The following is a 23,125-nucleotide window of genomic DNA, read 5'->3' on the forward strand; positions in this document are numbered from 1 at the left end:
ACCCGCCGCCCCTCGCGGAACGGGACCATCAGGCCTTCAGCACATCCAGCGGCGAGCCGCCGGTCTTGATCCGCTGCAGCACGATATTGGAGCGGATGTCCATCACGCCACGCGTGCGGTACAGCCGGTTGACGATGAAATCCGAGTAGTGCTTCAGGTTGCGCGCCTGCACGCGCAAGATGTAGTTGCTGTCGCCGGTGATGATGTAGGCGGACACCACCTCGGGCCAGGACTGCACGGCGGCATTGAAGGTGTCGTGCCAGTCGTCGACGTCGTGGCGCATCGATACCTGCACGATCGCCTCGATCTCCAGGCCGAGCTGCTCGGCATCGAACCAGGCGCGATAGCCGCCGATCACCCCGCCCTCCTCCAGCAGGCGCACGCGCCGCAGGCAGGCCGAAGGCGACAGCGCCACGCGCTCGGCGAGGTCCTGGTTGCTGATACGGCCGTTCTCCTGCAGGCAGGCGAGGATGCGCAGATCGGTGGGGTCGAGTTGCATTCGCAGAAAATTCTTTTTTGACGCTGTTATTTCGAATTCTATGCGATAGGACATCGCATTCATAGTGGAAATAGCAAGCATCTTGCCTGCATTTTTGCTTATCATGCCGACATCGACAGCCTGCGCGCGCCCCTGCGGCGACCCACCGTCATGACCGACCACGCCACCTCCCGCCAGCTCTGGGACATCAGCCCGCCGCTCTCGCCGGCCACGCCCGTCTGGCCCGGCGACACCCCGTTCCAGCAGCAGCCGGCCTGGGAAATGGGCCCGGGCTGCCCGGTCAACGTCGGCCGCATCACGCTGTCACCGCACACCGGTGCCCATGCCGACGCCCCCCTGCACTACGCGGCCGACGGCGCGCCGATCGGCGCGGTGCCGCTGGAGCCCTACCTGGGCCCCTGCCGCGTCATCCACTGCCTGGATGCCTCCCCCCTGGTCGAGCCCCGCCACATCGAGCACGCGCTGACCGGCACGCCGCCGCGCGTGCTGCTGCGCTGCTACCGGAGCGCGCCGCTGGCGCAGTGGGATCCCGGCTTCTGCGCCATCGCGCCGCAGACCATCGAGCTGCTGGCCGCGCACCGCGTGCGCCTGGTCGGCATTGACACGCCCTCGGTCGACCCGCAGGAGTCCAAGACCATGGATGCGCACCGTACCGTGCGCCGCCACGGCATGGCCATTCTCGAAGGCCTGCTGCTCGATGCGGTGCCCGAGGGCGACTACGAATTGATCGCGCTGCCGCTGCGCCTGGCCGGCCTCGACGCCAGCCCGGTGCGCGCGGTGCTGCGCGCGCTCGGCTGAGCGCACCTTTGCGCCGCCGCCCGGCGGCCCTTCCAACCCTGCCCAACCCTGCCGCGTCCCTCTCCGATACCGGCCCGTTCCGCCAGACCAGACCTGTCCCTGCCATGACCACATTGACCCGCGAGCATTGCCTCGCACTCGACCGTGACGACACGCTGCGTCACCTGCGCGAGCAGTTCGCGCTGCCCGAAGGCGTGATCTACCTCGACGGCAACTCGCTCGGCGCGCGCCCGCGCGCGGCGGCCGAACGCGCCGCCGCGGTGGTGGCCGACGAATGGGGCGACGGCCTGATCCGCAGCTGGAACAGCGCCGGCTGGTTCGAACTGCCGCAGCGGCTGGGCAACAAGCTGGCGCCGCTGGTCGGTGCCGGCCAGGACGAGGTGGTGGTGACCGACACCACCTCGATCAACCTGTTCAAGGTGCTGGCGGCGGCGCTGCGCGTGCAGGCCTCGCGCGATCCCGCGCGCAAGGTGATCGTCTCCGAGTCGAGCAACTTCCCCACCGATCTCTACATCGCCCAGGGCCTGGCCGACCTGCTGCAGCAGGGCTACTCGCTCAAGCTGGTGGACTCGCCCGAGCAGATCGAGGCGGCGCTCGGCGCCGACACCGCCGTGCTGATGGTGACCCACGTCAACTACAAGACCGGCGAGATGCTGGACATGGCCCGGCTGACCGCGCTGGCCCATGCCAAGGGCGCGCTGGCGGTGTGGGACCTGTGCCATTCGGCCGGCGCGGTGCCGGTCGACCTGGCCGCAGCCGGGGCCGACTACGCCATCGGCTGCACCTACAAGTACCTGAACGGCGGCCCCGGCTCGCCGGCCTTCGTCTGGGTCGCGCCGGGGCTGCGCGATGCCTTCTGGCAGCCGCTGTCGGGCTGGTGGGGCCATGCCGCGCCCTTCGCCATGGAACCCGGCTATCGTCCGCGTTCCGGCGTGGCGCGCTACCTGTGCGGCACCCAGCCGATCACCTCGATGGCGCTGGTGGAGTGCGGCCTGGACATCTACGCGCAGACTGACATGCAGGCGCTGCGCGCCAAGTCGCTGCAACTGACCGACCTGTTCATTACACTGGTGGAAACGCGCTGCGGCCACCACCCGCTCGAACTCATCACGCCGCGCGAGCACGGCCGCCGCGGCAGCCAGGTCAGCTTCGCCCACCCGGATGGCTATGCCGTGATGGCCAACCTGATCGACCGCGGCGTGATCGGCGACTATCGCGAGCCGCGCATCGCGCGCTTCGGCTTCACCCCGCTCTACACCAGCTTCACCGAGGTGTGGGACGCGGTCGAGGTGCTGCGCGACGTGCTCGACAGCGGCAGCTACCGCGACGCCCGCTTCCAGATCCGCAGCACGGTGACCTGAGGGAGGCGCAGCATGACTCAGCACAAGGGATGCCCGATGTCGGGCGCGGCCGCCCAGGGCGGCCAGGGCGGTGCCGACGGCTGGCACGGCGCGCAGATGGACTTCGCCAAGGACATGAGCTACGGCGACTACCTGGGCCTGGACCAGATCCTCAGCGCCCAGCACCCGCTCTCGCCCGACCACAACGAGATGCTCTTCATCGTGCAGCACCAGACCACGGAACTGTGGATGAAGCTGATGCTGCACGAGCTGCGCGCCGCGCGCGACTGCGTGAAGGAAGACCGGCTGCCGCCGGCGTTCAAGATGCTGACGCGCGTGTCGCGCATCATGGACCAGCTGGTGCAGGCCTGGAACGTGCTCGCCACCATGACGCCGCCGGAATATTCGGCGATGCGGCCCTACCTCGGCATGTCGTCCGGCTTCCAGTCCTACCAGTACCGCGAGATCGAGTTCATCCTCGGCAACAAGAACGCGGCCATGCTGCGGCCGCACGCGCACCGTCCGGAACACCTGGCACTGGTGGAAACGGCCCTGCACACGCCGTCCCTCTACGACGAGGCGGTGCGCCTGATGGCGCGGCGCGGCTTCGCCATCGACGCGGACTGCGTGGAACGCGACTGGACCCAGCCGACCGCCTACAACGCCTCGGTCGAGGCCGCCTGGCTCGAGGTCTACCGCAAGCCGGACGCGCACTGGGAACTGTACGAACTGGGCGAGAAATTCGTCGACCTCGAAGATGCCTTCCGCCAATGGCGCTTCCGCCATGTGACCACGGTCGAGCGCGTGATCGGCTTCAAGCGCGGTACCGGCGGCACCGAAGGCGTCAGCTACCTGCGCAGGATGCTCGACGTGGTGCTGTTCCCCGAGCTCTGGAAACTGCGCACCGACCTGTAAGGCACGCTCCGCTCGCGACGGCCCGCCGGCTCAGGCCGCCGGGTCCGACAACCTGGCCGCCAGCGCCTGCAGCGCGGGCGCCAGGGTATCGCGGAACAACGCCTCGGGCACCGACCCGTACGAAGCGCTGCAGCTCAGCATGTGCAGTTCCTTTTCCCCCACCGGGCGGAAGGCCACCGCGCAGGCGTGGATGGCCGGATGCCAGTCGCGGAACGAGGCTGCGTAGCCGTCCTGCCCGGCCTGCGCCAGCGCGACGCGCATCGGCGCCTCCTGCTGCTTCCATTGCTCCGGGAAGGCCTGCGCGAACTCGGCCAGCACCCGCTCGCGCCGCGCCTGCGGCAGGGCCGCCAGGTAAGCGCGCCCCATCGAGCTGGACACCAGCGACAAGCGCGACCCCACCCCCAGCCCCAGCATCACGCCCGCATCATTGCGGATCGACTCCAGGTAGATCACCTCCAGCCGCTCGCGCTTGCCGAGCGACACCGACACGCCGTAGGCCTGCGCAAAGGCCAGCATGTGCGGCCGCGCCAGCGCCACCACGTCGGACGCCGACAGGTAGGCGTAGCCGAGCGCCAGCACGCCGGCATCGAGTGCGTACTTACCCAGGCTGTCGTCGTAGCGCAGGTAGCCGAGCTGCACCAGCGTGCCCGCCAGGCGGCTGACCGTGGCCTTCGGCAGGCCGGTGCGGCGCACGAAGTCCTGGTTGCCCAGCATGGCCTCGCCGGTGCGGAAACAACGCAGCAGCTCGAGTCCGCGCGCCAGCGCGGTGACGAAGTTGGGATCGCTTTCGCGCGCAGGCGGCTCGGCAGCGGCAAGGGTGGCGGGGGTGGATTGGCGGTTGGACAAGATGGCGCTCCTGCGCTCGGATTGGAACGGTCCCGCAAGCATTCGGCCGGCGCCGCATCTCACCATATGCCGCAGACAGCGCATGCATGGGCCTCGGCCGGCGCCGGGACTGGCCGGCCCACGACACTATTGCCGGCCGGTATCTTTACGCTATACTAACTCATCGGAACAAAGTTCCGCAATGCGGAACTACGCAAGACCAGCAGGCTACCGCATTCCCATCCCTGGCCGGCACGCCGGCCATCTGACCCGACTGCATTACCGAAGGAGACATCCATGGCCGCAAACGCCGAATTCCACTGGGCCGACCCGCTGCTGCTCGACCAGCAACTGAGCGCCGACGAACGCATGGTGCGCGACGCCGCCGCCGCCTACTGCCAGGACAAGCTGGCACCGCGCGTGCTGGAATCGTTCCGCAACGAGAAGACCGACGTGGCCATCTTCCGCGAGATGGGCGAACTCGGGCTGCTCGGCCCCACCATCCCCGAGCAGTACGGCGGCCCTGGTCTGAACTACGTCAGCTATGGCCTGATCGCCCGCGAGGTCGAGCGTGTCGACTCGGGCTATCGCTCGATGATGAGCGTGCAGTCGTCGCTGGTGATGGTGCCGATCTATGAATTCGGCAGCGAAGCGCAGAAGCAGAAGTATCTGCCCAAGCTGGCCACCGGCGAGTGGATCGGCTGTTTCGGCCTGACCGAGCCGAACCACGGTTCCGACCCGGGCTCGATGATCACGCGCGCCAAGAAGGTCGCGGGCGGCTACGAGCTGAGCGGCGCCAAGATGTGGATCACCAACTCGCCGATCGCCGATGTCTTCGTCGTGTGGGCCAAGCTGACCGGCGACGACGGCAAGGAAGCCATCCGCGGCTTCATCCTGGAAAAGGGCTGGAAGGGCCTGAGCGCGCCCGCCATCCACGGCAAGGTCGGCCTGCGCACCTCGATCACCGGTGAAATCGTGCTGGACCAGGTCTTCGTGCCGGAAGAGAACCTGATGCCCGGCGTGGCCGGCCTGAAGGGACCGTTCACCTGCCTGAACTCGGCCCGCTACGGCATCGCCTGGGGCGCGCTGGGCGCCGCCGAATTCTGCTGGCACACCGCCCGCCAGTACACGCTGGACCGCAAGCAGTTCGGCCGCCCGCTGGCCGCCAACCAGCTGATCCAGAAGAAGCTGGCCGACATGCAGACCGAGATCACGCTGGGCCTGCAAGGCTGCCTGCGCCTGGGCCGCATGAAGGACGAAGGCACCGCCGCGGTGGAAATCACCTCGATCATGAAGCGCAATTCCTGCGGCAAGTCGCTGGACATCGCCCGCGTGGCGCGCGACATGCTCGGCGGCAACGGCATCTCGGACGAGTTCGGCGTGATCCGCCATGTGGTGAACCTGGAAGTGGTCAATACCTACGAAGGCACCCACGACATCCACGCCCTGATCCTGGGCCGCGCCCAGACCGGCATCCAGGCCTTCTTCTGAAACCTGCCGCCGGCATGAAAAATGGCCCGGCAGCGCCGGGCCGAACACACACTACCAAGGAGACGACGGGCTGCCCCGTCGTTGACTGCACCGATCGCGGCGCGCGCGGGCCCAGGCCCGGCGCGCCGCTGCCGTTTCGCAGAGCGCGCAGCTTATGCCTGGCACGCCGGCATCATTTGCCGGGTTGCGGGGTCAGGCGCAGGTATGGCCTGACCGCCCGGTAGCCCTTCGGGAATTTCTGGCGGATCACTTCCTCGTCCTTCAGCGACGGCACGATGACCACATCGTCGCCGTCCTGCCAGTTGCCCGGCGTCGCCACGCTGTGGCTGTCGGTCAACTGCAGCGAATCGATCACGCGCAGGATCTCGTTGAAATTGCGTCCGGTGCTGGCGGGATAGGTGATGGTCAGCCGCACCTTCTTGTTCGGGTCGATCACGAACAGCGAGCGCACGGTGAAGGTCTCGCTCGCGTTCGGGTGGATCATGTCGTACAGCGTGGCCACCTTGCGGTCCGCGTCGGCCAGGATTGGGAAGTTGACCGAGGTACCCTGCGTTTCGTCGATATCGCGGATCCAGCCGCGGTGCGACTCCACCCCGTCCACCGACAGCGCGATCACCTTGACGTTGCGCCGCGCGAACTCGTCCTTCAACTTGGCCGTCAGGCCGAGTTCGGTGGTGCAGACCGGCGTGAAGTCGGCCGGATGCGAAAACAGCACCCCCCAGTCGCTGCCCAGCCACTGATGGAAGCGGATCGGGCCTTCGCTGGAATCCTGCTCAAAGTCGGGGGCGATATCGCCCAGGCGCAATGTCATGTTTTCCCTCCTGATTACAGAAATGGCGCAAGCAAAAATCAGATGGGAACCAGCGTAGCCGGATTGCGATCCAACCCGAACGAATATAAAGTCACGACAAAATCACTCCAGCGCATAAGGGCATGTGTCAGCCATCTGCCACCGTGCTGCGCGCAGCACTGGGCCGAGACCCCGCATCGCGTGGTCTTGAAACCACGCCGGGGTGCCACATATGCTAGGAAGCACGCGAGAATCCGCCCAAGGCGGCGCGAGGCAGGCACAATGTCAATATCCGTACCAACCGCCCGCAAACAGGAGAAACTGATGAGCGATGTCAAGACCGTTTTGTCCGATGCCGAAGAACTGCTCAAGCAAGCGGCCTCGACCACTGGCGAAAAAGCTGCCGAGCTGCGTGAACGCGGCATGGGGCTGCTGAAGCAAGCGAAGGAAAAGGCGCAGGACCTGCAGGATGCCGTCGTCACCAAGAGCAAGGCTGCGGCCCGCGCCACCGACGACTACGTGCACGACCATCCCTGGCGCGCCGTGGGCGTGGCCGCCGGCGTCGGCCTGCTGATCGGCCTGCTGCTCAACCGCAAGTGATCACGCGCGGCCGCGGCGCGCCCCGGGCGGCGGCGGCCGCGGCTCGCCATCCACATGCCGACGGGCCTCGCCCGCGGCCCTTCCTGCCCGTGGCCGGCCGCGCCGGGTCCGGGCGCACGTAGCCACGCCCCATCCGCATGAGCGCATGAGCGAATCGCCCACCCCACCCAAATTCCTGGAGTCGCTGCGCAACCTGGCCGGCTCGGTCGTGGCCATGCTGCAGACGCGCCTGGAACTCGCCAGCGTCGAGCTGGCCGAGGAGCGCGCAAGATTGCTGCGGGTCGCCCTGCTCGCCTGTTTCGGCCTGGTCTTCTTCGGCCTGGCAATGGTGACGCTGACCGTGCTGATCGCGATCGTCTTCTGGGACACCTACCGCTGGCAGGCGCTCGGCGCACTGGTGCTGATCGACGGCGCCGCCTGTGCCGCCTGCCTGCTGGCGGCACGCAATATCGTGCGGCGTGCGCCGCCGCTGTTCGAGGCCACGCTGGCCGAGATCGACAAAGACCGCGAGGTGCTACGCCAATGAGCGCACCGGACCACAAGGCCGACACCGCCAGCAACACCGCAGCGGAGCGCCGGCCGCACGCCCGCCCGGTGCGCCTGTCGCGCGAAGCCAAGCTGCCGCTGGCGGTGCGCAAGGAACTCCTGCTCACCCGAGCCGCGCTCGAGCGCTATGACTTCTCCCAGGCCGTCAGCCAGGTGCGCGGCAGCACCGGACGACTGGCCCGCCTGCGCCACTGGCTGCCCGGCACCGGCAACGCGCCGACCGTGCTCAAGGTACTGGGCGTGGCGCGCGACCACCCGCTGCTGAGCTCGGCCGTCTCGCTGGCCCTGCCGCTGCTGCGCAAGACACCGCTGGCGCGCTGGGCCTGGAACCTGTCCAAGGTGGGCATGCTGGCCGGCGCCGGCTACCTGGCCTACCAGCGCTGGAGCGAAGGGCAGCAGGGCAATGCCGACGGCAGCCCGGCCCCGGAAACGCCGGCCGACGCGCCGGCTCCGGGCCGGCAACCCTGAGCGCAGGCGCAGGCGGTCGCCTGCCCTGCCGATGTGCGACGCGACGGTCCACCATTCGACGATCCGCGCGATTCGACGATCCGCTTCACCTGGCACCGCAAACAAAAAAGCCCGTGGCTTGCGCCACGGGCTTTTTGCAATTCTGGTGGGTCGTGCGTGACTCGAACACGCGACCAACGGATTAAAAGTCCGCTGCTCTACCGACTGAGCTAACGACCCGAAAAAACTGAAGCAGCGATTATAGTCATGCGCCCGGCGTACTGTCAACAGAAAGAGTCCGCCAACAACCATCGATCGATGACAGGCTGATTACACCATCCGTTCGAGGCGCCACATCTGGTAGCGGAACGCCAGCATCGCGCCGGCCAGGATGCCGGCCAGCGCGATGAAGGAGCCCAGCGCCAGCGTCGACACCCCTGACAGTCCCTGGCCGATGGTGCAACCCAGCGCGGTCACGCCGCCGGCGCCCATCAGCAGGCCGCCGACGATATGGTTGGCGACATCCTCGGCACCGGCGAAGCCTTCCCAGCGGAAGGTGCGCGTCGCCAGCGCGTAGGCCGCGGCGCCGGCGATCACGCCGAACACGCTGACGATGCCGACGGTCAGCACCTTGCTCTTGTCGCTGAACATCGTCAGCCAGTCCATCGTGTAGGCATAGGGCGCGACGAAGCTGAGGCTCTCCATGCGGCCGCTGTTGGTGCCGATGAACAGCTCCTCCAGGGTATTGGGATCCTCCGACACATAGCCGAGGTGGCCGGACACGTACCACATGCCGACGATGATCAAGCCGACCGCGATGCCGCCCAGCAGGTTGTCAAAGGTGCGGAAGCCCTTGCCGGCCAGTGCCCACAGCGACAGCGCGCCCCCCAGCACCAGGCCCAGGCCGAGCTGCAGCGCACCGCGCGACAGCCCGCTGCCCTGCGCCAGCAGCGACGGCAGGTCCTGGGTCGTGGGCAGGGCGAGCGCCACCGCGTCCACGGTGTTGACGCGCACCACGCCGAACAGCCCGCGCAGCGTCATCAGCGCCGACAGGCCGAGGAAGACGAACACCACCAGCGACTTCAGGTTGCCGGCCCCGATGCGCACCAGCGTCTTGCTGCCGCAGCCGGAGGCCAGCACCATGCCGAAGCCGAACATCAGCCCGCCCGCCAGCGCCGACAGCCACGACAGCTTGCTGGCCGTGTAGATGGTCTTGGTCGGGTCGATCAGCCCGGCCGCGGCCAGCGCCCCGGTACCGATCATGGCGACGCCGATGGCCAGCGCCCACATGCGCATGCGGCTCCAGTCACCGATGTTGACCACGTCGGAGACCGCTCCCATGGTGCAGAAGTGTGTGCGCTGCAGGACGGCGCCGAACAGGAAGGTCAGGGCGAAGGTGCTCAGCAGCACCGTGTGCGTAAGCGCGGGGATGTCGATATCGGGCATTGGCGTGGGGGCGCACGGAGGGTGGCAGCAGTAGGATCAGAGTCGCGGCGCCGGTCTCAGCCGGCCTGCTGGTAGCGGGTGGGATCGGGCACGCCAGCGGCCTCGAAGCCGGCGCGGCGGATGCGGCAGGAATCGCAGACGCCGCAGGCGCGGCCGTCGTCGTCCGCCTGGTAGCAGGACACCGTCAGGCCGTAGTCGACGCCCAGGCGGATGCCCTCGCGGATGATGTCGGCCTTGCTCATGTCGATGATGGGGGCGTGCACATGGATACGCTGCCCCTCCACGCCGGCCTTGGTGGCAAGGTTGGCGAGCGTCTCGTAGGCCGCCACGTACTCGGGCCGGCAGTCCGGATAGCCGGAGTAATCGACCGCGTTGGCGCCGAAGAACAGGTCACGCCCGCCCACCGCCTCGGCCCAGCCGAGCGCGAGCGACAGCATGATGGTGTTGCGTGCCGGCACGTAGGTCACGGGAATGCCCTCGCTGGCGCCATCGGTCGGCACGGCCAGCGCGTCGTCGGTCAGCGCGGAACCGCCGAAGCGGCGCAGGTCCAGGTCGATGATCTCGTGGCGCTTGGCGCCGAGCGCGGCGGCCACCCGCTTGGCCGCCTCCAGTTCGGAGGAGTGGCGCTGGCCGTAGCGCATCGACAGGGCATAGGTCTCGAATCCCTGGTCGCGTGCCATGGCGAGCACGGTGGCGGAGTCCAGGCCGCCGGAAAGCAGGACGATGGCGCGTTGGGTCATGATGGTTGCGCGGCGCTGGGCACGCCGGTTAGGGAAATTGGGGTAACCGGGTATTTTAGCCTGCCTCGGCGGGGCCGGCCCCTGCCCCGCACGGCAACGCCTGCCCAAGAAAAAAGCCCGCGCACGGCGCGGGCTGTCCAGCTTGTCCAACTGCGGGCGGCCACCGCCGCCACACGGTTACTTCAGCGTCTTCAGACGGTTGCTGGCCACCTGCGCTCCTTCGGTGCCCGGGTACTTGGCCACCACCAGCTCCAGCGTCTTGCGCCCGGCGGCTTTCTGGCCGGACTCGATCTGGTCGTTGGCGATGACGATCAGGGCATCCGGTGCCTTGGGATGCGAAGGATTGTCCTGCACCATGTTCTGCAGCACGCTGATGGAACCGCGGTAGTCGCGCTGCGCATACAGCGAGTTGCCCAGCCAGTACTGCGCCAGCGGCAGGTAAGGACTCTGCGGATACTTCTTGGCGAAAGCGGCGAAGGCCTGGCCGGCCCCCTTGAAGTCGCCGCCCTGGAAACGCTGCAGCGCCGCGTCGTATTCCGGCTTCTCGGTCGGCTGCGACAGCCCTTCCCTGCCGTCAACCGTCACCTGCTGCGGCTCGAACTTCTTCAGCCGTGCATCCAGGTCCGCATAGTAGTCCTTCTGCTGCTTCTGCAGCGTCTCCAACTGGTTCTGCAAGACCTCGTTCTGCCCGCGCAGCCGCGCCACTTCCTGGCGCAGGCTCTCGAGCTGGTTCTGCATGTCGAGCTGGACGCGGCTGTTCTGGTCGATGCGCTGCGAAGCCGTGGCCTGGAAGGCGTTGAACTGGTCGCGCATGGTGACGATGGCGCGGCGCGCCTCGTCATCGTCGAACACGCCGGCGTGCGCCGGGCCCGTGGCGCACAACAGGCCGGCACAGGACAGCGCGGCCAGGCAGGACAGTTTGGAGACGCGTGCATTCATGGCGTGGATCGTCCGATCAGTAGACGATGTCCGCGCGGCGGTTTTCCGCCCACGAGGCTTCGTCGTGGCCGGTCGCCTTCGGCTTCTCCTTGCCCAGGCTGACCGATTCCATCTGGCTGTCGGGCACGCCCAGCGAGCTCAGCGAGCGCAGCACCGCTTCGGCGCGCTTCTGGCCCAGCGCGAGGTTGTACTCGCTGGTGCCGCGTTCGTCGGTGTTGCCCTGGATCAGGATCTTGCGGTCACGATGGGCCGCCAGGTACTTGGCATGCTCGGTCAGCGTGCCCTGGTACTCCGGCTTGACCGAGTAGCTGTCGAAATCGAAGTAGACGCTGCGCTTGGCCAGCGGGCTGTTCGGGTCGTTCAGCGCGTCGCGCGAGACGTCGACCGGCGCCACGGCGCGCGCGTCGGTGGTCGCACCGCCCTTGCCGGCGCCGGCGTTGGCGGTGTCATCGAGCTTGACACCCGAGCTGCAGGCGCCGAGCGCCAGCAGCGCGGCGACGGCAAGGGTCTTGGTCATCAGTTGGGACATGGCAGAACACTCCTGTTATTGCATGAATGGGCCCCAGGACGGCTCACGGACTTCGCCGGACTGGAGGGACAGAACCTGGCGGGTACGCCCGTCAGTGGACACCGCCGCCAGCACCGAGCGACCGCCGACTCGGGTGGCGTAGAGAATGTACTTGCCGTTGGCGGCGAAGCTCGGCGCCTCGTCGTTGCCGGTGTCGGTGAGCGAGGTCACGTCGCCCGTACCGAGATCCAGCAGCTGCAGTTTGAAGCCGCCTGCGCGCGTGATGTAGGCCAGTTGCTTGCCGTCCGGCGAGATGCGCGGGCTGACGTTGTAGCTGCCCTTGAAGGTGACGCGCTGGGCCGCCCCGCTCGATTCGCCGTCGGCAGGCATGCGATAGATCTGCGGGCCGCCGCCGCGGTCGCTGGTGAAGTAGATGCTGCGGCCGTCCGGCGAGTACATCGGCTCGGTGTCGATGGCGCTGCTGCGGCTCAGGCGCTTGAGTCCGGTGCCATCCGCGTTGACCTGGTAGACCTGGGTATTGCCGTCGCGCGACAGCGCCACGGCCAGGTGCTGGCCGTCCGGCGACCACGCCGGCGCGCTGTTGTTGCCCTTGAAGTCCGCCACCTTGGAGCGGCGGCCCGTGGCCAGGTCATGCACATAGACCACCGGCTTGCGCGACTCGAAGGAAACGTAGGCGACGCGGCGGCCGTCGGGCGACCACGAGGGCGAGATGATCGGTTCGATACTGGTCAGCGCCACCTGCGGGCTCTGCCCGTCGGAGTCGGAGATCAGCAGCTGGTAGCGGTTGCCGACGCGCGAAACATAGGACAGCCGCGTGGCGAAGATGCCGCGTTCGCCCAGCAGCTTCTCATAGATGTAGTCGGCGATCTTGTGCGCGGTGACACGCAGCTGGCCCTGGTTGACGTTGAAGACGAGCCCGCCCAGGCTCTGCCCCTTGACGGTGTCGTAGAGGCGGAAGCGCACATCGTACTGGCCGCCGCCGGTGGGGGTCACGGTACCGGCGACGAAGGCATCGGCACCGCGCGTCTTCCAGCTGCCCAGGTCCACCTGCGCCGATTCGGCGACGGTGGCGCCGGACGGATCGACATTGCGGATGCGGCCGCTGCGCTGCAGGTCGGAACGGATGATGGCGGTCAGGCTCAACGGCGCCTGCGCCTCGCCCTGGAAGTTGGCGGTGGCCACCGGGAACTGGCTGGAGCCAACCCCGCTGATTTCGACATTGAGCTGCGCCTGTGCGCCACCGGCGGTGAACGCCAGCGTCACGGACAGCAGGATGGGGGCCCAGAGCTTTCGCATGCTGCTCCTCAATCAAGATCTAGATTCATGGGGCGCGGCCGGCGGGCGGCACGGCGCGGCGTAGCGCGCACCACGCGGGCATCGATATACCGCATGCTCGCGTTGGGCTGCGTCAGGCAACCTGAAATGGTAGCGATGGGACAGACCCCCGATATTGATAGTTGCACAAAGTTGCAAATCATAGGGGGCCGTGCCTGCCTCAGTCCTTGGGACGGAAAGTGATGGTGAAGTTGCCCGGCGCCTTGCCGTTCTCATCGCGCGGCAACGGGTCCGAACGCTCGACCGCGCGCAGCACGGCGTTGTCCCAGGCGGCATTGCCGCTCGACTTGCTGAGGCGGGCCGACATCAGCGAACCATCCGGCGCCAGTTGCACCGTCACCACGGCGGCCGGGTTGCCGGCGACGTCTTCGGTGAAGATGATGTTCGGCTTGACGCGGCGGCGCACGCGATCCGCATAGCCCGGCGAGGCCTTGCCGCCACTGCCGGCACCGGAGCCGGCCTGGCTGCCGACCCCGCCTCCGCCAGCGCCGCCGCCACCGGCCGCCATGGCCTGCAGGCGCGCCAGCTCGCCGCGGCGCTGGGCGTTGGCGGCCGCCTCGGCCTTGGCCTTGGCCTCGGCGTCGGCCTTTGCCTTGGCCTTGGCTTCGGCATCCGCCTTGGCCTTCGCTTCTGCCTTGGCCTCTGCCTTGGCCTCTGCCTTGGCCTTGGCATCCGCCTTGGCCTTGGCATCGGCTTCCGCCCGGGCCTTCGCTTCCGCGTCGGCCTTCGCCTTGGCGTCCGCCTCCTTGCGCTGCTGCTCCTTCAGCTGTTGCTGCTTGAGCTGCTGCTCTTTCAGCTGCTGCTCTTTCAGCTGCTGCTCTTTCAGCTGCTGCGCCCTGAGCTGCTGTTCCTTGAGCTGCTCCTTGCGCTGCTGCTCCTGCTGGGCCGCGAGCTGGGCCGCCTGCTGGGCCGCCTTGCGGCGTTCGTCTTCCTTGCGCTGGGCCGCCTGGCGCTCGGCCTCCTCGCGCGCCTGGCGCTCGCGCCGTTCCGCCTGCTTGCGCGCCTCTTCGCGCGCCGCGGCCTCGGCCTGCCGGCGCTTGAGCTGCTGCAGGGCGATGTCGGCCTCTTCCTCGGCCTGCTGGCGTGCCGACGGCGCGGGCGCAACCGGCGCAGGCTGCGTGACGGGCTGCGGGGGTGGCGGTGCCGGCGTGGGTGCGGGAGCGGGCGCCAGGTCGGCGGCCGTCCACAATTCGGCCTCGGAGCCGACCGGGGTGCTGCTCTGCCAGTGCACGCCGTAGTACAGCACCAGCCCCAGCAGCAGGTGCATCAGCAGGGCCAGCAGGAAGGAACGCAGGGTCCCCTTCTCGCGCACCGGCTGGTATGGATAGGCGGCCTTCTTCATCGACGCTTCGACACTCGCGGCAGGCGGGTTACGTTAGTGGGTCCCGGCGGGACGCCTTACTTGGACTTCACCATCAGGCCGACACGCTTGACGCCATCCGCCTTCAGCTCGGACATCACATCCAGCACCGCCTCGTAGCGTACCGAGCGGTCGGCGGCGATCACCACCGGCTGGTCGGGATTCTCTTCCTGGCGCTGGTTGACGAAGGCGATCAGGCCGGCCTTGTCGAGCTTGCGGTCGAAGGCCTTGCCGGCACTGTCCTGGCCGCGCGCGCTCAACGCACCGTCCTCGTGCACGGTGACGACGATGGGCGGCGTCTTCTGCTGCGGGGTGGCGTTGGCCACCGTGGGCAGGTCGACCACGGCCGGGCTCACGATCGGCGCGGCCACCATGAAGATGACGAGCAGCACGAGCATCACGTCGATGTACGGCACGACGTTGATCTCGGCACTGGCGCGGCGGCGCGAGCCGCCGCGACGCTGGATGGCTGCCATAGCTTGGCTCCTTGCTGGCGATCAGCGCGTCTGGCGCTGCAGGATGTTCAGGAACTCTTCCATGAAGCTCTCGAAACGGATTGCCAGCCGATCGATCTCGGTCGCATAACGGTTGTAGGCGATCACCGCGGGAATGGCGGCAAACAGGCCGATGGCCGTGGCCACCAGCGCTTCGGCGATGCCGGGCGCCACCGAGGCCAGGGTGGCCTGCTGCACATTGGACAGGCCGCGGAAGGCGTTCATGATGCCCCACACGGTGCCGAACAGGCCGATATAGGGGCTGACCGAGCCGACCGAGGCCAGGAAGGGAAGATGCGATTCCAGCACATCCATCTCGCGCTGGTAGGCCGCGCGCATGGCGCGGCGGGCAGCGTCGAGCAGCGCTCCGGCGTCGTTGCTGCGCTCGCGCGCCTTCAGGAATTCACCCATGCCGGACTCGAAGATGCGTTCCAGCGCCCCGGTGTTGTGGCGGTTGTTGACCGCGCTGTTATACAGCGCCTGCAGGTCGCCGCCGGCCCAGAAATCGCGCTCGAAGCCTTCGGTCTGGCTGCGCGCGGCGCGCAGCGCCATGTGCTTGCGGAAGATGTAGGTCCACGAGAACAGGGACATCACCAGCAGCAGCGCCATGACGGCCTGCGCCAGCAGGCTGGCATGCAGCACCAGCGAAACGATGGACAGGTCTTGCGAGACGGTCACGGGATTCATCGGGCGGTCTTGATAGTTGCGAGGACGGGGGCGGGGATGGGGGCGGGTCGAAATGTGGACTTGTCTACACAGCCGACCCGGATGGCGCCGGTCGCCAGCTGCTGCTCCCCGCGCCACGCTTCTTGGGCGAATTGGACCGAGGCCGGCCCGACCCGTTCAATCCGGGTCCGGATCTCGATCTGGTCGTCCAGGCGGGCGGGCGCATTGTATTCCACCGCCGTGCTCCTGACGACGAAGACCACGCCGGCCTCGTCGGACAGGGCCTGCTGGCCGATGCCGAGCGACCGCAGCCATTCGGTGCGGGCGCGTTCAAAGAATTTCAGGTAGTTGGCGTAGAACACTACGCCGCCCGCGTCGGTATCTTCCCAATACACGCGCAGGGTCCAGACAAAGTTCGTCATGGCCGCGATTGTAGCGGAGCCGTGCGCGACATTGACGTAAACCCTTGGCCTGCCCGCCACAGCCATGCCGCGCCGCTTGCGGCCGGCCCGAGGCTCGCGTAGACTCGCGCCAACCATTCCATCTTGCGCGACTGGCGAAGTCAGTGGGCACTACCACGAGGAAGCGCAAGTTCTCTGGCGTGAAGTTCAGACGCCTGCCGCTCGCCTGGGCAGCGAATGGGAAGCAGGGTGCGCCCTGCGCCGGCCGCAACCAGGCCGGTGCAGGTCGCATGTGCCTTCCCCCGCGCGCCCTACCCCCGAAGCCAAGTCGGATCCCCTTTTCAAGACGAATCCCGCCATGTTCGAACGCAGCCGCTATACGATCGACCAGATCGATCCGGAACTCTTCGCCGCCATCCAGAAGGAAGACCAGCGCCAGGAAGATCACATCGAGCTGATCGCCTCGGAAAACTACACCTCGCCGGCCGTGATGGCCGCGCAGGGCTCGCAGCTGACCAACAAGTACGCCGAGGGCTATCCCGGCAAGCGCTACTACGGCGGCTGCGAGTACGTCGACGTCGTCGAGCAACTGGCGATCGACCGCGTCAAGCAACTGTTTGGCGCCGAAGCCGCCAACGTGCAGCCGAATTCCGGCTCGCAGGCCAACCAGGGCGTGTTCTTCGCCGTGCTGAAGCCGGGCGACACCATCATGGGCATGAGCCTGGCCGAAGGCGGTCACCTGACCCACGGCATGGCCCTCAATATGAGCGGCAAGTGGTTCAACGTGGTCAGCTACGGCCTGAACGCCCAGGAAGACATCGACTACGACGCACTGGAAAAACTGGCCCAGGAAAAGAAGCCCAAGCTGATCATCGCCGGCGCGTCCGCCTTCGCCCTGCGCATCGACTTCGAGCGCATCGCCCGCGTGGCCAAGTCCATCGGCGCCTACTTCATGGTCGACATGGCCCACTACGCCGGCCTGATCGCCGCCGGCGTCTATCCGAACCCGGTGCCGCATGCCGACTTCGTCACCACCACCACGCACAAGAGCCTGCGCGGCCCGCGCGGCGGCGTGATCCTGATGAAGGCCGAGCACGAGAAGGCCATCAACTCGGCCATCTTCCCCGGCATCCAGGGCGGCCCGCTGATGCACGTGATCGCCGGCAAGGCCGTGGCCTTCAAGGAAGCACTGGCGCCCGAGTTCAAGGCCTACCAGCAACAGGTGGTGAAGAACGCCGCTGTGCTGGCCGAGACCCTGATCGCGCGCGGCCTGCGCATCGTCTCCGGCCGCACCGAGAGCCACGTGATGCTGGTCGACCTGCGCGCCAAGCAGATCACTGGCAAGGAAGCCGAGAAGATCCTCGGCGACGCGCACATCACCGTCAACAAGAACGCCATCCCCAACGACCCGGAAAAGCCCTTCGTCACCTCGGGCATCCGCCTGGGCTCGCCGGCCATGACCACCCGCGGCTTCAAGGAAGAAGAAGCCCGCCAGGTCGCCAACCTGATCGCCGACGTGCTGGACAACCCGCACGACGAGGCCAATATCGCGCGCGTGCGCGAGCAGGTCGCCGCGCTGACCAAGCGCTTCCCGGTCTACGGTTGAGGCATTAAGACCGCCTGCCCCGCCGCCCGCCCGGGCGGCGCCAGGCTCGGGCATGCCGGCAGCCGGCATGCCCGCCCGCCCCTCGTCAAGGCGGGCGCGCCATGACAGAATCACAATACGGCCGGCGCAGCCGCTCCATACATCCCAAGGTGGTCAGGCATGAAATGTCCCTTCTGCGGTCATTCCAACACGCAGGTGCTTGACACCCGCATGTCCGAAGAGGGCGACACCGTGCGCCGCCGCCGGCGCTGCGAATCCTGCGACCGCCGCTTCACCACCTACGAGCGCATCGAACTGTTCTTCCCCGCCATCGTCAAGAAGAACGGCTCGCGCGAGGACTACGTCCGCGCCAAGCTCAAGGACTCCATGCGCACCGCGCTGCGCAAGCGCCCGGTCTCGGCCGAGGCCATCGACGATGCCATCACCCGCATCGAGGAAAAACTGCTGTCGCTGGGCCAGAAGGAACTGCTCAGCAGCCAGGTCGGCGAACTGGTGATGCGCGAGCTGCGCAAGCTGGACAAGATCGCCTACATCCGCTTTGCCTCGGTCTACCGGAGCTTCGAGGACGTGTCGGAATTCCGCGAAGTGCTGGAAGAGATTTCCGCCAGCCCGGCCCGCAAGGCCTGAGCGCCGCCTCCCTTCAACCCTTTCGCTTCACGCTTCTGACTGCCGTCGCCAGCGCCGGCTCGTGGCTGGTGTTGATGCTTCAGCCCGGCAGGCTGGCGTCGGCGCAGGTGTTGACCTCGTGCCCGCGCTGACGCAGTTGCGGTTCACGCCATGCGTGACATCGGAGTAGCTGCCGGCGCTGCCCAGGTTCTTGAAGTGGCGGATGCCGGGTAGTGTACCGGCCGACCCGGGGCAGGTCTTGCCGGCATGCCTCCATCGCATCCTGGTCCTCGGCGACAGGCCGGCGGGCGCAACATGATGACGCCAACTCGTGACAGGCCGACACGTCGGTCCGGCAGCCAGTCCCTATGCTGACCGGTAACCAGATCGACGGAGGCTGCCATGCCAGGTCCTGCTCCCATCCGCACCCACTGTCCCGGCGGCACCGACGGCGCCGGCCACCGCTATCGCCCCATCCGCAGCGGCCGGGCAGGCCTGTTCCGGCGCAGCGGGATGGCCGGCCGCCGCGGCCGTCGCCACCTGGTGCCCCCAGCGCACCCCGGCGCGCATGCGCGCCGCTTGCCATGCCGCCGGCACCCACGCAAGCGGCCCGGATACGTCCTGACTGAAAGCCTGGCTGCGCTTGCCCTGGCCATCATGGCCATGCTGCCGCTCGCCGGGCTCTCGCCGCATGCACTGCAGGCCTTGCGCCATGCCGAGGCCTTCGGCGCCGCCACCCGCGCCGCGGTCGAGCTGATCGAAGCCGACGCGCCGGAGCGGGCACTCCCCCCGCTCCAGGGCGCGGGCGTACTGGCGCTGCGCTCCTGCGACCGCCTCGACAGCCTCGGCTGCGCTGCCGGGCGCCGGCTGGCGGTCGCGCGGCTGGCCCGCGCCGGCCTGGCGCCGCAGGATATGGCGCTCGTGCTGTGGAGCCGTCCGTGACCGGCGGCGCCCGCCGAAACTCCCAAGCCAGGTCGCGGACGTCGCCGGCTCCCGCTGCGCGCCGCCACCACGGCGGGCACGGCATGCGGACCGGGCAATATCGCGGCCTGTCGCTGGTCGAGCTGCTGGTCGGACTGGTACTCGGCCTGCTGGTGATGGGCCTGGCCGCCGTCACTTTCCAGGCGCTGCAGGCCGCCTACCGGCTGGCGGTGGACCGCATCCTGCTCGAGGAACGCGGCCAGCGCGCGCTGGCAGCCGTGGCGCACCTGGTCCGCCACGCCGGCTGGCGTCCGGCCGACGCCCCCGCGCTGCCACCCGGCGCGCCGCCGGTGCTCAGCGGGCGCGACGACTGCGGCCAGCCGGCGATCGGCCAGGCACTTTCCTGCGGGCGGCGCGCCACGGGCGCGAGCGACGCCCTGCTGGTTCGCCTGAGCGGCAGCGCGCAAGGCAGCGACCCGACCGTCCCGGACGGGACCATGACCGACTGCGGCGGCTACCCGCTTGCCATGCAGGCGGTCGACGAAGCCGGTGCCCCGGTCGCCGGACATGCCGCGGCCAACCTGCTCTATCTCGGCGTCGGCAACGATGGCGAGCCCCAATTGCTGTGCCGCTACCCCAGCCGGCGGGCCGGGCGGGCACTGGCCGGCGCGTGGACCTCCGGCGCGCTCGTGCGCGGTGTGGAAACGCTGCAGTTCCGCTACGGCGTGGACCGCGATGGCGACGGCGCCGTCGACGACTTCCTTTCCGCCGCGGAGATCGAGGACGGCGGTGCCGCCTGGAACCAGGTACGTGCCGTGCAGGTGGCCATGGTCCTGCGCGGCGAACGGCCGCAGGCCGGCGCCGGCCCGGCCGCCCCCCTGCTCCTGTTGCCGCGCCGTCCGCAGGACGTGCCCGCCGCGCCCGGTAGCGACACCGTATTCCTGCCAGCCGATGGTCACGGACTGGTGCGCAAGGTCTTCGCCGCCACCTTCCGCCTGCGCAACCCGATGGAGCACGGCGCACCATGAGCCCGTCGCCTCGACACCACCCCAGCCCGGCCCTGCGCCGATGCCGAGCGTGCGACCGCGGCGGCGCCACCTTGCTGGCGACGGCAGTCCTGCTGCTATCGGCAGCAGGCTGCGCGCTCGCCCTGCTGTCCTTCCTGCTTTCAGCCAGGCAACTCGCCACGCTGCAGTTGGAGCGCGAGATCGCCCTGCACGCGGCGGAGGCAGCCCTGCTCGACGCCGAGGCCGACATCGCCCAGTCGCTGCGCGCGGTGGCCAGCGGCGACGGCACACGCCTGGCGGATTGGCCGCTCCCCGGACAATGCGGCAGCGGTCCGCTGCGAGGGCTGTGCCGCACCGAACGCGGCGGCGTGCCAGCCTGGCGGGCCTGGCTCGAGGCCGGCCAGGGCCTGCACGAAATGGGCGTCGGCTTCGGCGACATCACTGGCAACCGATTGCCGCAGCTGCCGCCGGAGGCTGCCGGCGTCACCCTGCGGCCGCGCTACCTGATCGAGCGCCTGCCCGACAGCGCGGGAAACAGCCCCCCGGCTTCCGGCTACGGCGAGACACTCCCGCTGCCACGCCTGCGCATTACCGCCATCGGCCTGGGCCGCGGCGCCGTGGCGCGCGCCGTGCTGCAGAGCGAGTTCCAGCCATGAGCGCCATCGTCATCGTGCGTTTCGTCGGGGCGGCCATGCCGACGCTGGGTGCGCTGGGCGTGGCGGCCGGCCTGGCCTGCCTGCCCTCCCCGGCCTGTCGCGCGACCGCCGGCCCCGGCCCAGACGGACGGCCGACGCCGGCGGTGCCGGCCGGCCTGGTGTTCCTGGCAGGAGCGGACGGACGCCTGACGGCGCGCGCCCTGCCTGCGGACGACAAGGCCGGGCCGGCGCCAGCCCGCTGGCGGGTGACGGTAGCGGTCCCGCGCCAGGCCGGAGCCGGTGAGCGCCGTCCTGCGCGACCGGTGAGCCTGCCTCCGCCCGCCTGGCTGCCGGGACAGCAGGGACACGCCGCTTTCGTGGCACGCCAGGCCGACCGCCCCGCCCTGGTCTGGCTCGGCGCCGGCGACGGCCGGCTGCGCGCCTTCGACGCCGCCACCGGCGCGGTGCTTGCCGCGGTCGCCCCACCCCGCTTCACCACCGGCGCCGGGGAGGCGCCGCCGAGCGGCCCGCCCTGCCCGGCTCCGCAGGCCGCCGACGTCCGCCTGCTCGACGGTGCCTGGCGCACCGTCCTGCTTTGCAGCGTGCAACTCGGTGGTACGCCGGCGGCCGCCCTCGCCCTCTACGTGCTCGATGTCACCCGCGTCGTCGCCGGCAGCCCGCCCCCCGCGGTGCTGCTGGCACGCGCCGCCTCGCCTGCGCTGGCATTGACCGCCACCGGGCCGCTGCGCGCGCTCGCCCTCGGCAAGCCGCAACAGCCCCGCTGGCACGTGATGGCCACGACCGGCCCGTCGGCCAGCGGCGATGGTCCCGGCCTCGCCATGCTGCCACTGGACGTGGGCGCGCCGGACCTCACCCTGCCCCTCCCGCGCGAGGCCTGCCCTGGCGGGCAGCAAGCCACAGCCATCCTCGCCGCCGATGTGCTGGAAGACACGGACGGCCTGGCGCGGGCAGCGTATGCGGTGGACGATCAAGCACAGCTATGGCGATGGGACCTGCCGGTCGCCGAGACGCCCGGCACCGGCAAGCCTGCCGCCTGCCTGCATGCCCGGCCGGCCCCGGCTGACCCGCTCGCGCCGCAGGGCACCGCGGCTGCACCGCTGATCTTCCCCACCGCGAGCGGGCCTCTGGTGGTCTACGGCCACGGCAGCACCGTGCGCGCCGTGGCCGACACGGGCACACCCGCGCAGGAAGCCCGGCCACTCGCAACAGTGCTGGCCGAAACGACTGGCGCCGGCAGCGTACTGCGGCGCGCCGGCGGCACCCCGGCATCCGCTGCTTCCGGCTGGCAACTGGTATTGCCGCACCCCGGCGAACGCGTACGGCACCTGCTGAAGGCGGGACCGGCCCATGTCGCCATCCTCACCGTGGACGCTGCCCGGCAACCACGCGGCTACCTGGTCGGCGCCGGTCTCGGCGAGTCGATCGGCAGCCTGGGACCGGGACAGGCCGCGGCGCATTACACGACCGGCCGCGCCGTCGGCCCGGATGCCCACCTGCTGGTCGCGCAGGCAGCGCCGCGGCGACGTGGCGATACGCCCGCCCGGGCGGAGGCACCGCAATGGGAAGATGCCGCCTACACCCTGTGGTCCATCGACGGCGGCCATGCCACCCCCTTGAACCGCATCTATGCCTCCCGGCGCAAGGGGCGCCTGGGCTGGCGCGAGCTGATCCCTGCGCCGGCCGTGGAGACCGCGCCGTGAGAGGCCACCCGGTCAGGCCTGCCGCACGGCCCCGCCAGGCCGCCTTCACAGTGCTGGAACTACTGTTCGCGCTGGCCATCGTGGCCGTGCTGGCGGCCATCGCGATGCCGGCCTGGCAGCAGCACATCGAACGGGGCCGCCGCCAGGAAGCCAAGGCTGCCCTCGTCGCCGCCATGCTGGAACTGGAACGCCACGCGCTCGCCACGGCGAGCTACGCTGCGCCTGACGCGCCGGCAACGGTCGCGGGGCAATGGCCGCGCGCGGTGCCGCCGCCGCCCGCCGCCGCGCGGCACATGCTGCTGGCCGCCGCCTGCCCACAGGCCGGCATCGACCGTTGCGTGGAGTTGCATGCGGTACCGATGCAGGCGGATCCCCGCTGCGGCACGCTGATCCTGCGCAGCACCGGCGAATGGCTGGTGCAGGACGGCGCCGCCGGACCGCCTCAGCCCTTGCCTGGAGACTGCTGAG

General features: G+C 69.1%; 26 protein-coding genes, 1 tRNA gene and 1 riboswitch. Of the genes, 14 read left to right on the plus strand and 13 right to left on the minus strand.

What is annotated here, in order from left to right:
• Nucleotides 1-28 precede the first annotated feature (28 nt).
• Entirely contained in the window at nt 29-499 is a 471-nt protein-coding gene (locus tag BKK81_RS15665; RefSeq protein ID WP_071014740.1) for an Lrp/AsnC family transcriptional regulator, read from the minus strand.
• Between the two features lie 150 nt (nt 500-649).
• On the opposite strand from BKK81_RS15665, the gene kynB reads away from it, so the two are divergent.
• From kynB to kynA, 3 genes are all read left to right on the plus strand, one after another.
• Nucleotides 650-1,297, plus strand: a complete 648-nt coding sequence (gene kynB / locus BKK81_RS15670) for an arylformamidase (RefSeq protein ID WP_071014742.1) — start codon at nt 650-652, stop codon at nt 1,295-1,297.
• 104 nt (nt 1,298-1,401) lie between these two features.
• The gene (gene kynU, locus BKK81_RS15675; RefSeq protein ID WP_071014745.1) at nt 1,402-2,658 is read left to right on the plus strand and encodes a kynureninase; all 1,257 of its coding nucleotides are present in this window, start codon (nt 1,402-1,404) and stop codon (nt 2,656-2,658) included.
• A 12-nt stretch (nt 2,659-2,670) separates the two neighbouring features.
• Nucleotides 2,671-3,552 carry a tryptophan 2,3-dioxygenase gene (gene kynA, locus BKK81_RS15680; protein WP_071014746.1) on the plus strand — a complete coding sequence of 294 codons (882 nt, stop codon included), beginning with the start codon at nt 2,671-2,673 and terminating at the stop codon, nt 3,550-3,552.
• Between the two features lie 30 nt (nt 3,553-3,582).
• Here the strand turns inward: kynA and BKK81_RS15685 are convergent, their stop codons facing one another.
• Entirely contained in the window at nt 3,583-4,398 is an 816-nt protein-coding gene (locus BKK81_RS15685) for an IclR family transcriptional regulator (RefSeq protein WP_071014749.1), read from the minus strand.
• Nucleotides 4,399-4,674: 276 nt separating this feature from the next.
• Between BKK81_RS15685 and BKK81_RS15690 the strand changes: the two genes are divergently transcribed.
• Entirely contained in the window at nt 4,675-5,868 is a 1,194-nt protein-coding gene (locus BKK81_RS15690; protein ID WP_071014751.1) for an acyl-CoA dehydrogenase, read from the plus strand.
• Nucleotides 5,869-6,040: 172 nt separating this feature from the next.
• Here BKK81_RS15690 and BKK81_RS15695 read toward each other — a convergent pair whose 3' ends face one another.
• A complete protein-coding gene (locus BKK81_RS15695; protein ID WP_071014755.1) occupies nt 6,041-6,679 on the minus strand; it encodes a peroxiredoxin in 639 nt (212 codons plus the stop codon).
• 261 nt (nt 6,680-6,940) lie between these two features.
• Between BKK81_RS15695 and BKK81_RS15700 the strand changes: the two genes are divergently transcribed.
• The 3 genes from BKK81_RS15700 (at nt 6,941) to BKK81_RS15710 (ending at nt 8,272) form a co-directional block, all read left to right on the plus strand.
• Entirely contained in the window at nt 6,941-7,258 is a 318-nt protein-coding gene (locus BKK81_RS15700) for a DUF883 family protein (RefSeq protein ID WP_335582867.1), read from the plus strand.
• Nucleotides 7,259-7,403: 145 nt separating this feature from the next.
• Nucleotides 7,404-7,784: a phage holin family protein gene (locus BKK81_RS15705; RefSeq protein ID WP_071014758.1), complete on the plus strand. Its 381-nt coding sequence runs from the start codon at nt 7,404-7,406 to the stop codon at nt 7,782-7,784.
• Nucleotides 7,781-8,272, plus strand: coding sequence for a DUF3318 domain-containing protein (locus tag BKK81_RS15710; RefSeq protein ID WP_071014761.1), 492 nt, complete (start codon nt 7,781-7,783; stop codon nt 8,270-8,272). The genes BKK81_RS15705 and BKK81_RS15710 overlap by 4 nt, the downstream gene beginning before the upstream one ends.
• Nucleotides 8,273-8,415: 143 nt before the next feature.
• Here BKK81_RS15710 and BKK81_RS15715 read toward each other — a convergent pair.
• From BKK81_RS15715 to ybgC, 10 genes are all read right to left on the minus strand, one after another.
• Nucleotides 8,416-8,491 (minus strand) — tRNA-Lys (locus BKK81_RS15715).
• A gap of 90 nt (nt 8,492-8,581) precedes the next feature.
• Nucleotides 8,582-9,697 (minus strand): YeeE/YedE family protein, encoded by a 1,116-nt coding sequence (locus tag BKK81_RS15720; protein ID WP_071014764.1) that lies wholly within the window; start codon nt 9,695-9,697, stop codon nt 8,582-8,584.
• 56 nt (nt 9,698-9,753) lie between these two features.
• Complete coding sequence (gene queC, locus BKK81_RS15725; RefSeq protein WP_071014766.1) at nt 9,754-10,437, minus strand: 7-cyano-7-deazaguanine synthase QueC; 684 nt, start codon at nt 10,435-10,437, stop codon at nt 9,754-9,756.
• A gap of 177 nt (nt 10,438-10,614) precedes the next feature.
• Nucleotides 10,615-11,376 carry a tol-pal system protein YbgF gene (gene ybgF / locus BKK81_RS15730; protein ID WP_071014769.1) on the minus strand — a complete coding sequence of 254 codons (762 nt, stop codon included), beginning with the start codon at nt 11,374-11,376 and terminating at the stop codon, nt 10,615-10,617.
• Nucleotides 11,377-11,392: 16 nt separating this feature from the next.
• On the minus strand, nt 11,393-11,905 hold the full coding sequence (gene pal, locus BKK81_RS15735; RefSeq protein WP_071014771.1) for a peptidoglycan-associated lipoprotein Pal: 513 nt from the start codon (nt 11,903-11,905) through the stop codon (nt 11,393-11,395).
• Between the two features lie 15 nt (nt 11,906-11,920).
• Nucleotides 11,921-13,201 (minus strand): Tol-Pal system beta propeller repeat protein TolB, encoded by a 1,281-nt coding sequence (gene tolB, locus BKK81_RS15740; RefSeq protein ID WP_071014774.1) that lies wholly within the window; start codon nt 13,199-13,201, stop codon nt 11,921-11,923.
• 199 nt (nt 13,202-13,400) lie between these two features.
• Entirely contained in the window at nt 13,401-14,582 is a 1,182-nt protein-coding gene (tolA, locus tag BKK81_RS15745) for a cell envelope integrity protein TolA (protein WP_071014777.1), read from the minus strand.
• Nucleotides 14,583-14,638: 56 nt separating this feature from the next.
• Complete coding sequence (gene tolR, locus BKK81_RS15750) at nt 14,639-15,076, minus strand: protein TolR (protein ID WP_071014780.1); 438 nt, start codon at nt 15,074-15,076, stop codon at nt 14,639-14,641.
• A gap of 21 nt (nt 15,077-15,097) precedes the next feature.
• Nucleotides 15,098-15,781, minus strand: a complete 684-nt coding sequence (tolQ, locus tag BKK81_RS15755; RefSeq protein WP_071014782.1) for a protein TolQ — start codon at nt 15,779-15,781, stop codon at nt 15,098-15,100.
• Nucleotides 15,778-16,182 carry a tol-pal system-associated acyl-CoA thioesterase gene (ybgC, locus tag BKK81_RS15760; protein ID WP_071016533.1) on the minus strand — a complete coding sequence of 135 codons (405 nt, stop codon included), beginning with the start codon at nt 16,180-16,182 and terminating at the stop codon, nt 15,778-15,780. The genes tolQ and ybgC overlap by 4 nt, the downstream gene beginning before the upstream one ends.
• A gap of 117 nt (nt 16,183-16,299) precedes the next feature.
• A riboswitch (ZMP/ZTP riboswitch) is annotated at nt 16,300-16,400 on the plus strand.
• A 119-nt stretch (nt 16,401-16,519) separates the two neighbouring features.
• Between ybgC and glyA the strand changes: the two genes are divergently transcribed.
• From glyA to BKK81_RS15795, 7 genes are all read left to right on the plus strand, one after another.
• Nucleotides 16,520-17,767 carry a serine hydroxymethyltransferase gene (gene glyA, locus BKK81_RS15765; protein ID WP_071014784.1) on the plus strand — a complete coding sequence of 416 codons (1,248 nt, stop codon included), beginning with the start codon at nt 16,520-16,522 and terminating at the stop codon, nt 17,765-17,767.
• A 159-nt stretch (nt 17,768-17,926) separates the two neighbouring features.
• On the plus strand, nt 17,927-18,394 hold the full coding sequence (nrdR, locus tag BKK81_RS15770; protein ID WP_071014786.1) for a transcriptional regulator NrdR: 468 nt from the start codon (nt 17,927-17,929) through the stop codon (nt 18,392-18,394).
• A gap of 381 nt (nt 18,395-18,775) precedes the next feature.
• Nucleotides 18,776-19,315, plus strand: coding sequence for a hypothetical protein (locus BKK81_RS35445; protein ID WP_071038072.1), 540 nt, complete (start codon nt 18,776-18,778; stop codon nt 19,313-19,315).
• A gap of 83 nt (nt 19,316-19,398) precedes the next feature.
• Complete coding sequence (locus BKK81_RS15780) at nt 19,399-20,322, plus strand: PilW family protein (RefSeq protein WP_071014797.1); 924 nt, start codon at nt 19,399-19,401, stop codon at nt 20,320-20,322.
• Nucleotides 20,319-20,957, plus strand: coding sequence for a pilus assembly protein (locus BKK81_RS15785; RefSeq protein ID WP_083384129.1), 639 nt, complete (start codon nt 20,319-20,321; stop codon nt 20,955-20,957). Before BKK81_RS15780 ends, BKK81_RS15785 begins: the two co-directional genes overlap by 4 nt.
• A complete protein-coding gene (locus tag BKK81_RS36450) occupies nt 20,954-22,657 on the plus strand; it encodes a PilC/PilY family type IV pilus protein (RefSeq protein ID WP_071014799.1) in 1,704 nt (567 codons plus the stop codon). Before BKK81_RS15785 ends, BKK81_RS36450 begins: the two co-directional genes overlap by 4 nt.
• Nucleotides 22,654-23,124 carry a type IV pilin protein gene (locus tag BKK81_RS15795; RefSeq protein ID WP_071014802.1) on the plus strand — a complete coding sequence of 157 codons (471 nt, stop codon included), beginning with the start codon at nt 22,654-22,656 and terminating at the stop codon, nt 23,122-23,124. Before BKK81_RS36450 ends, BKK81_RS15795 begins: the two co-directional genes overlap by 4 nt.
• Nucleotide 23,125 lies beyond the last annotated feature (1 nt).

The sequence above is a fragment of the Cupriavidus sp. USMAHM13 genome (assembly GCF_001854285.1).
GTDB classification, from domain to species: Bacteria; Pseudomonadota; Gammaproteobacteria; order Burkholderiales; family Burkholderiaceae; genus Cupriavidus; species Cupriavidus malaysiensis.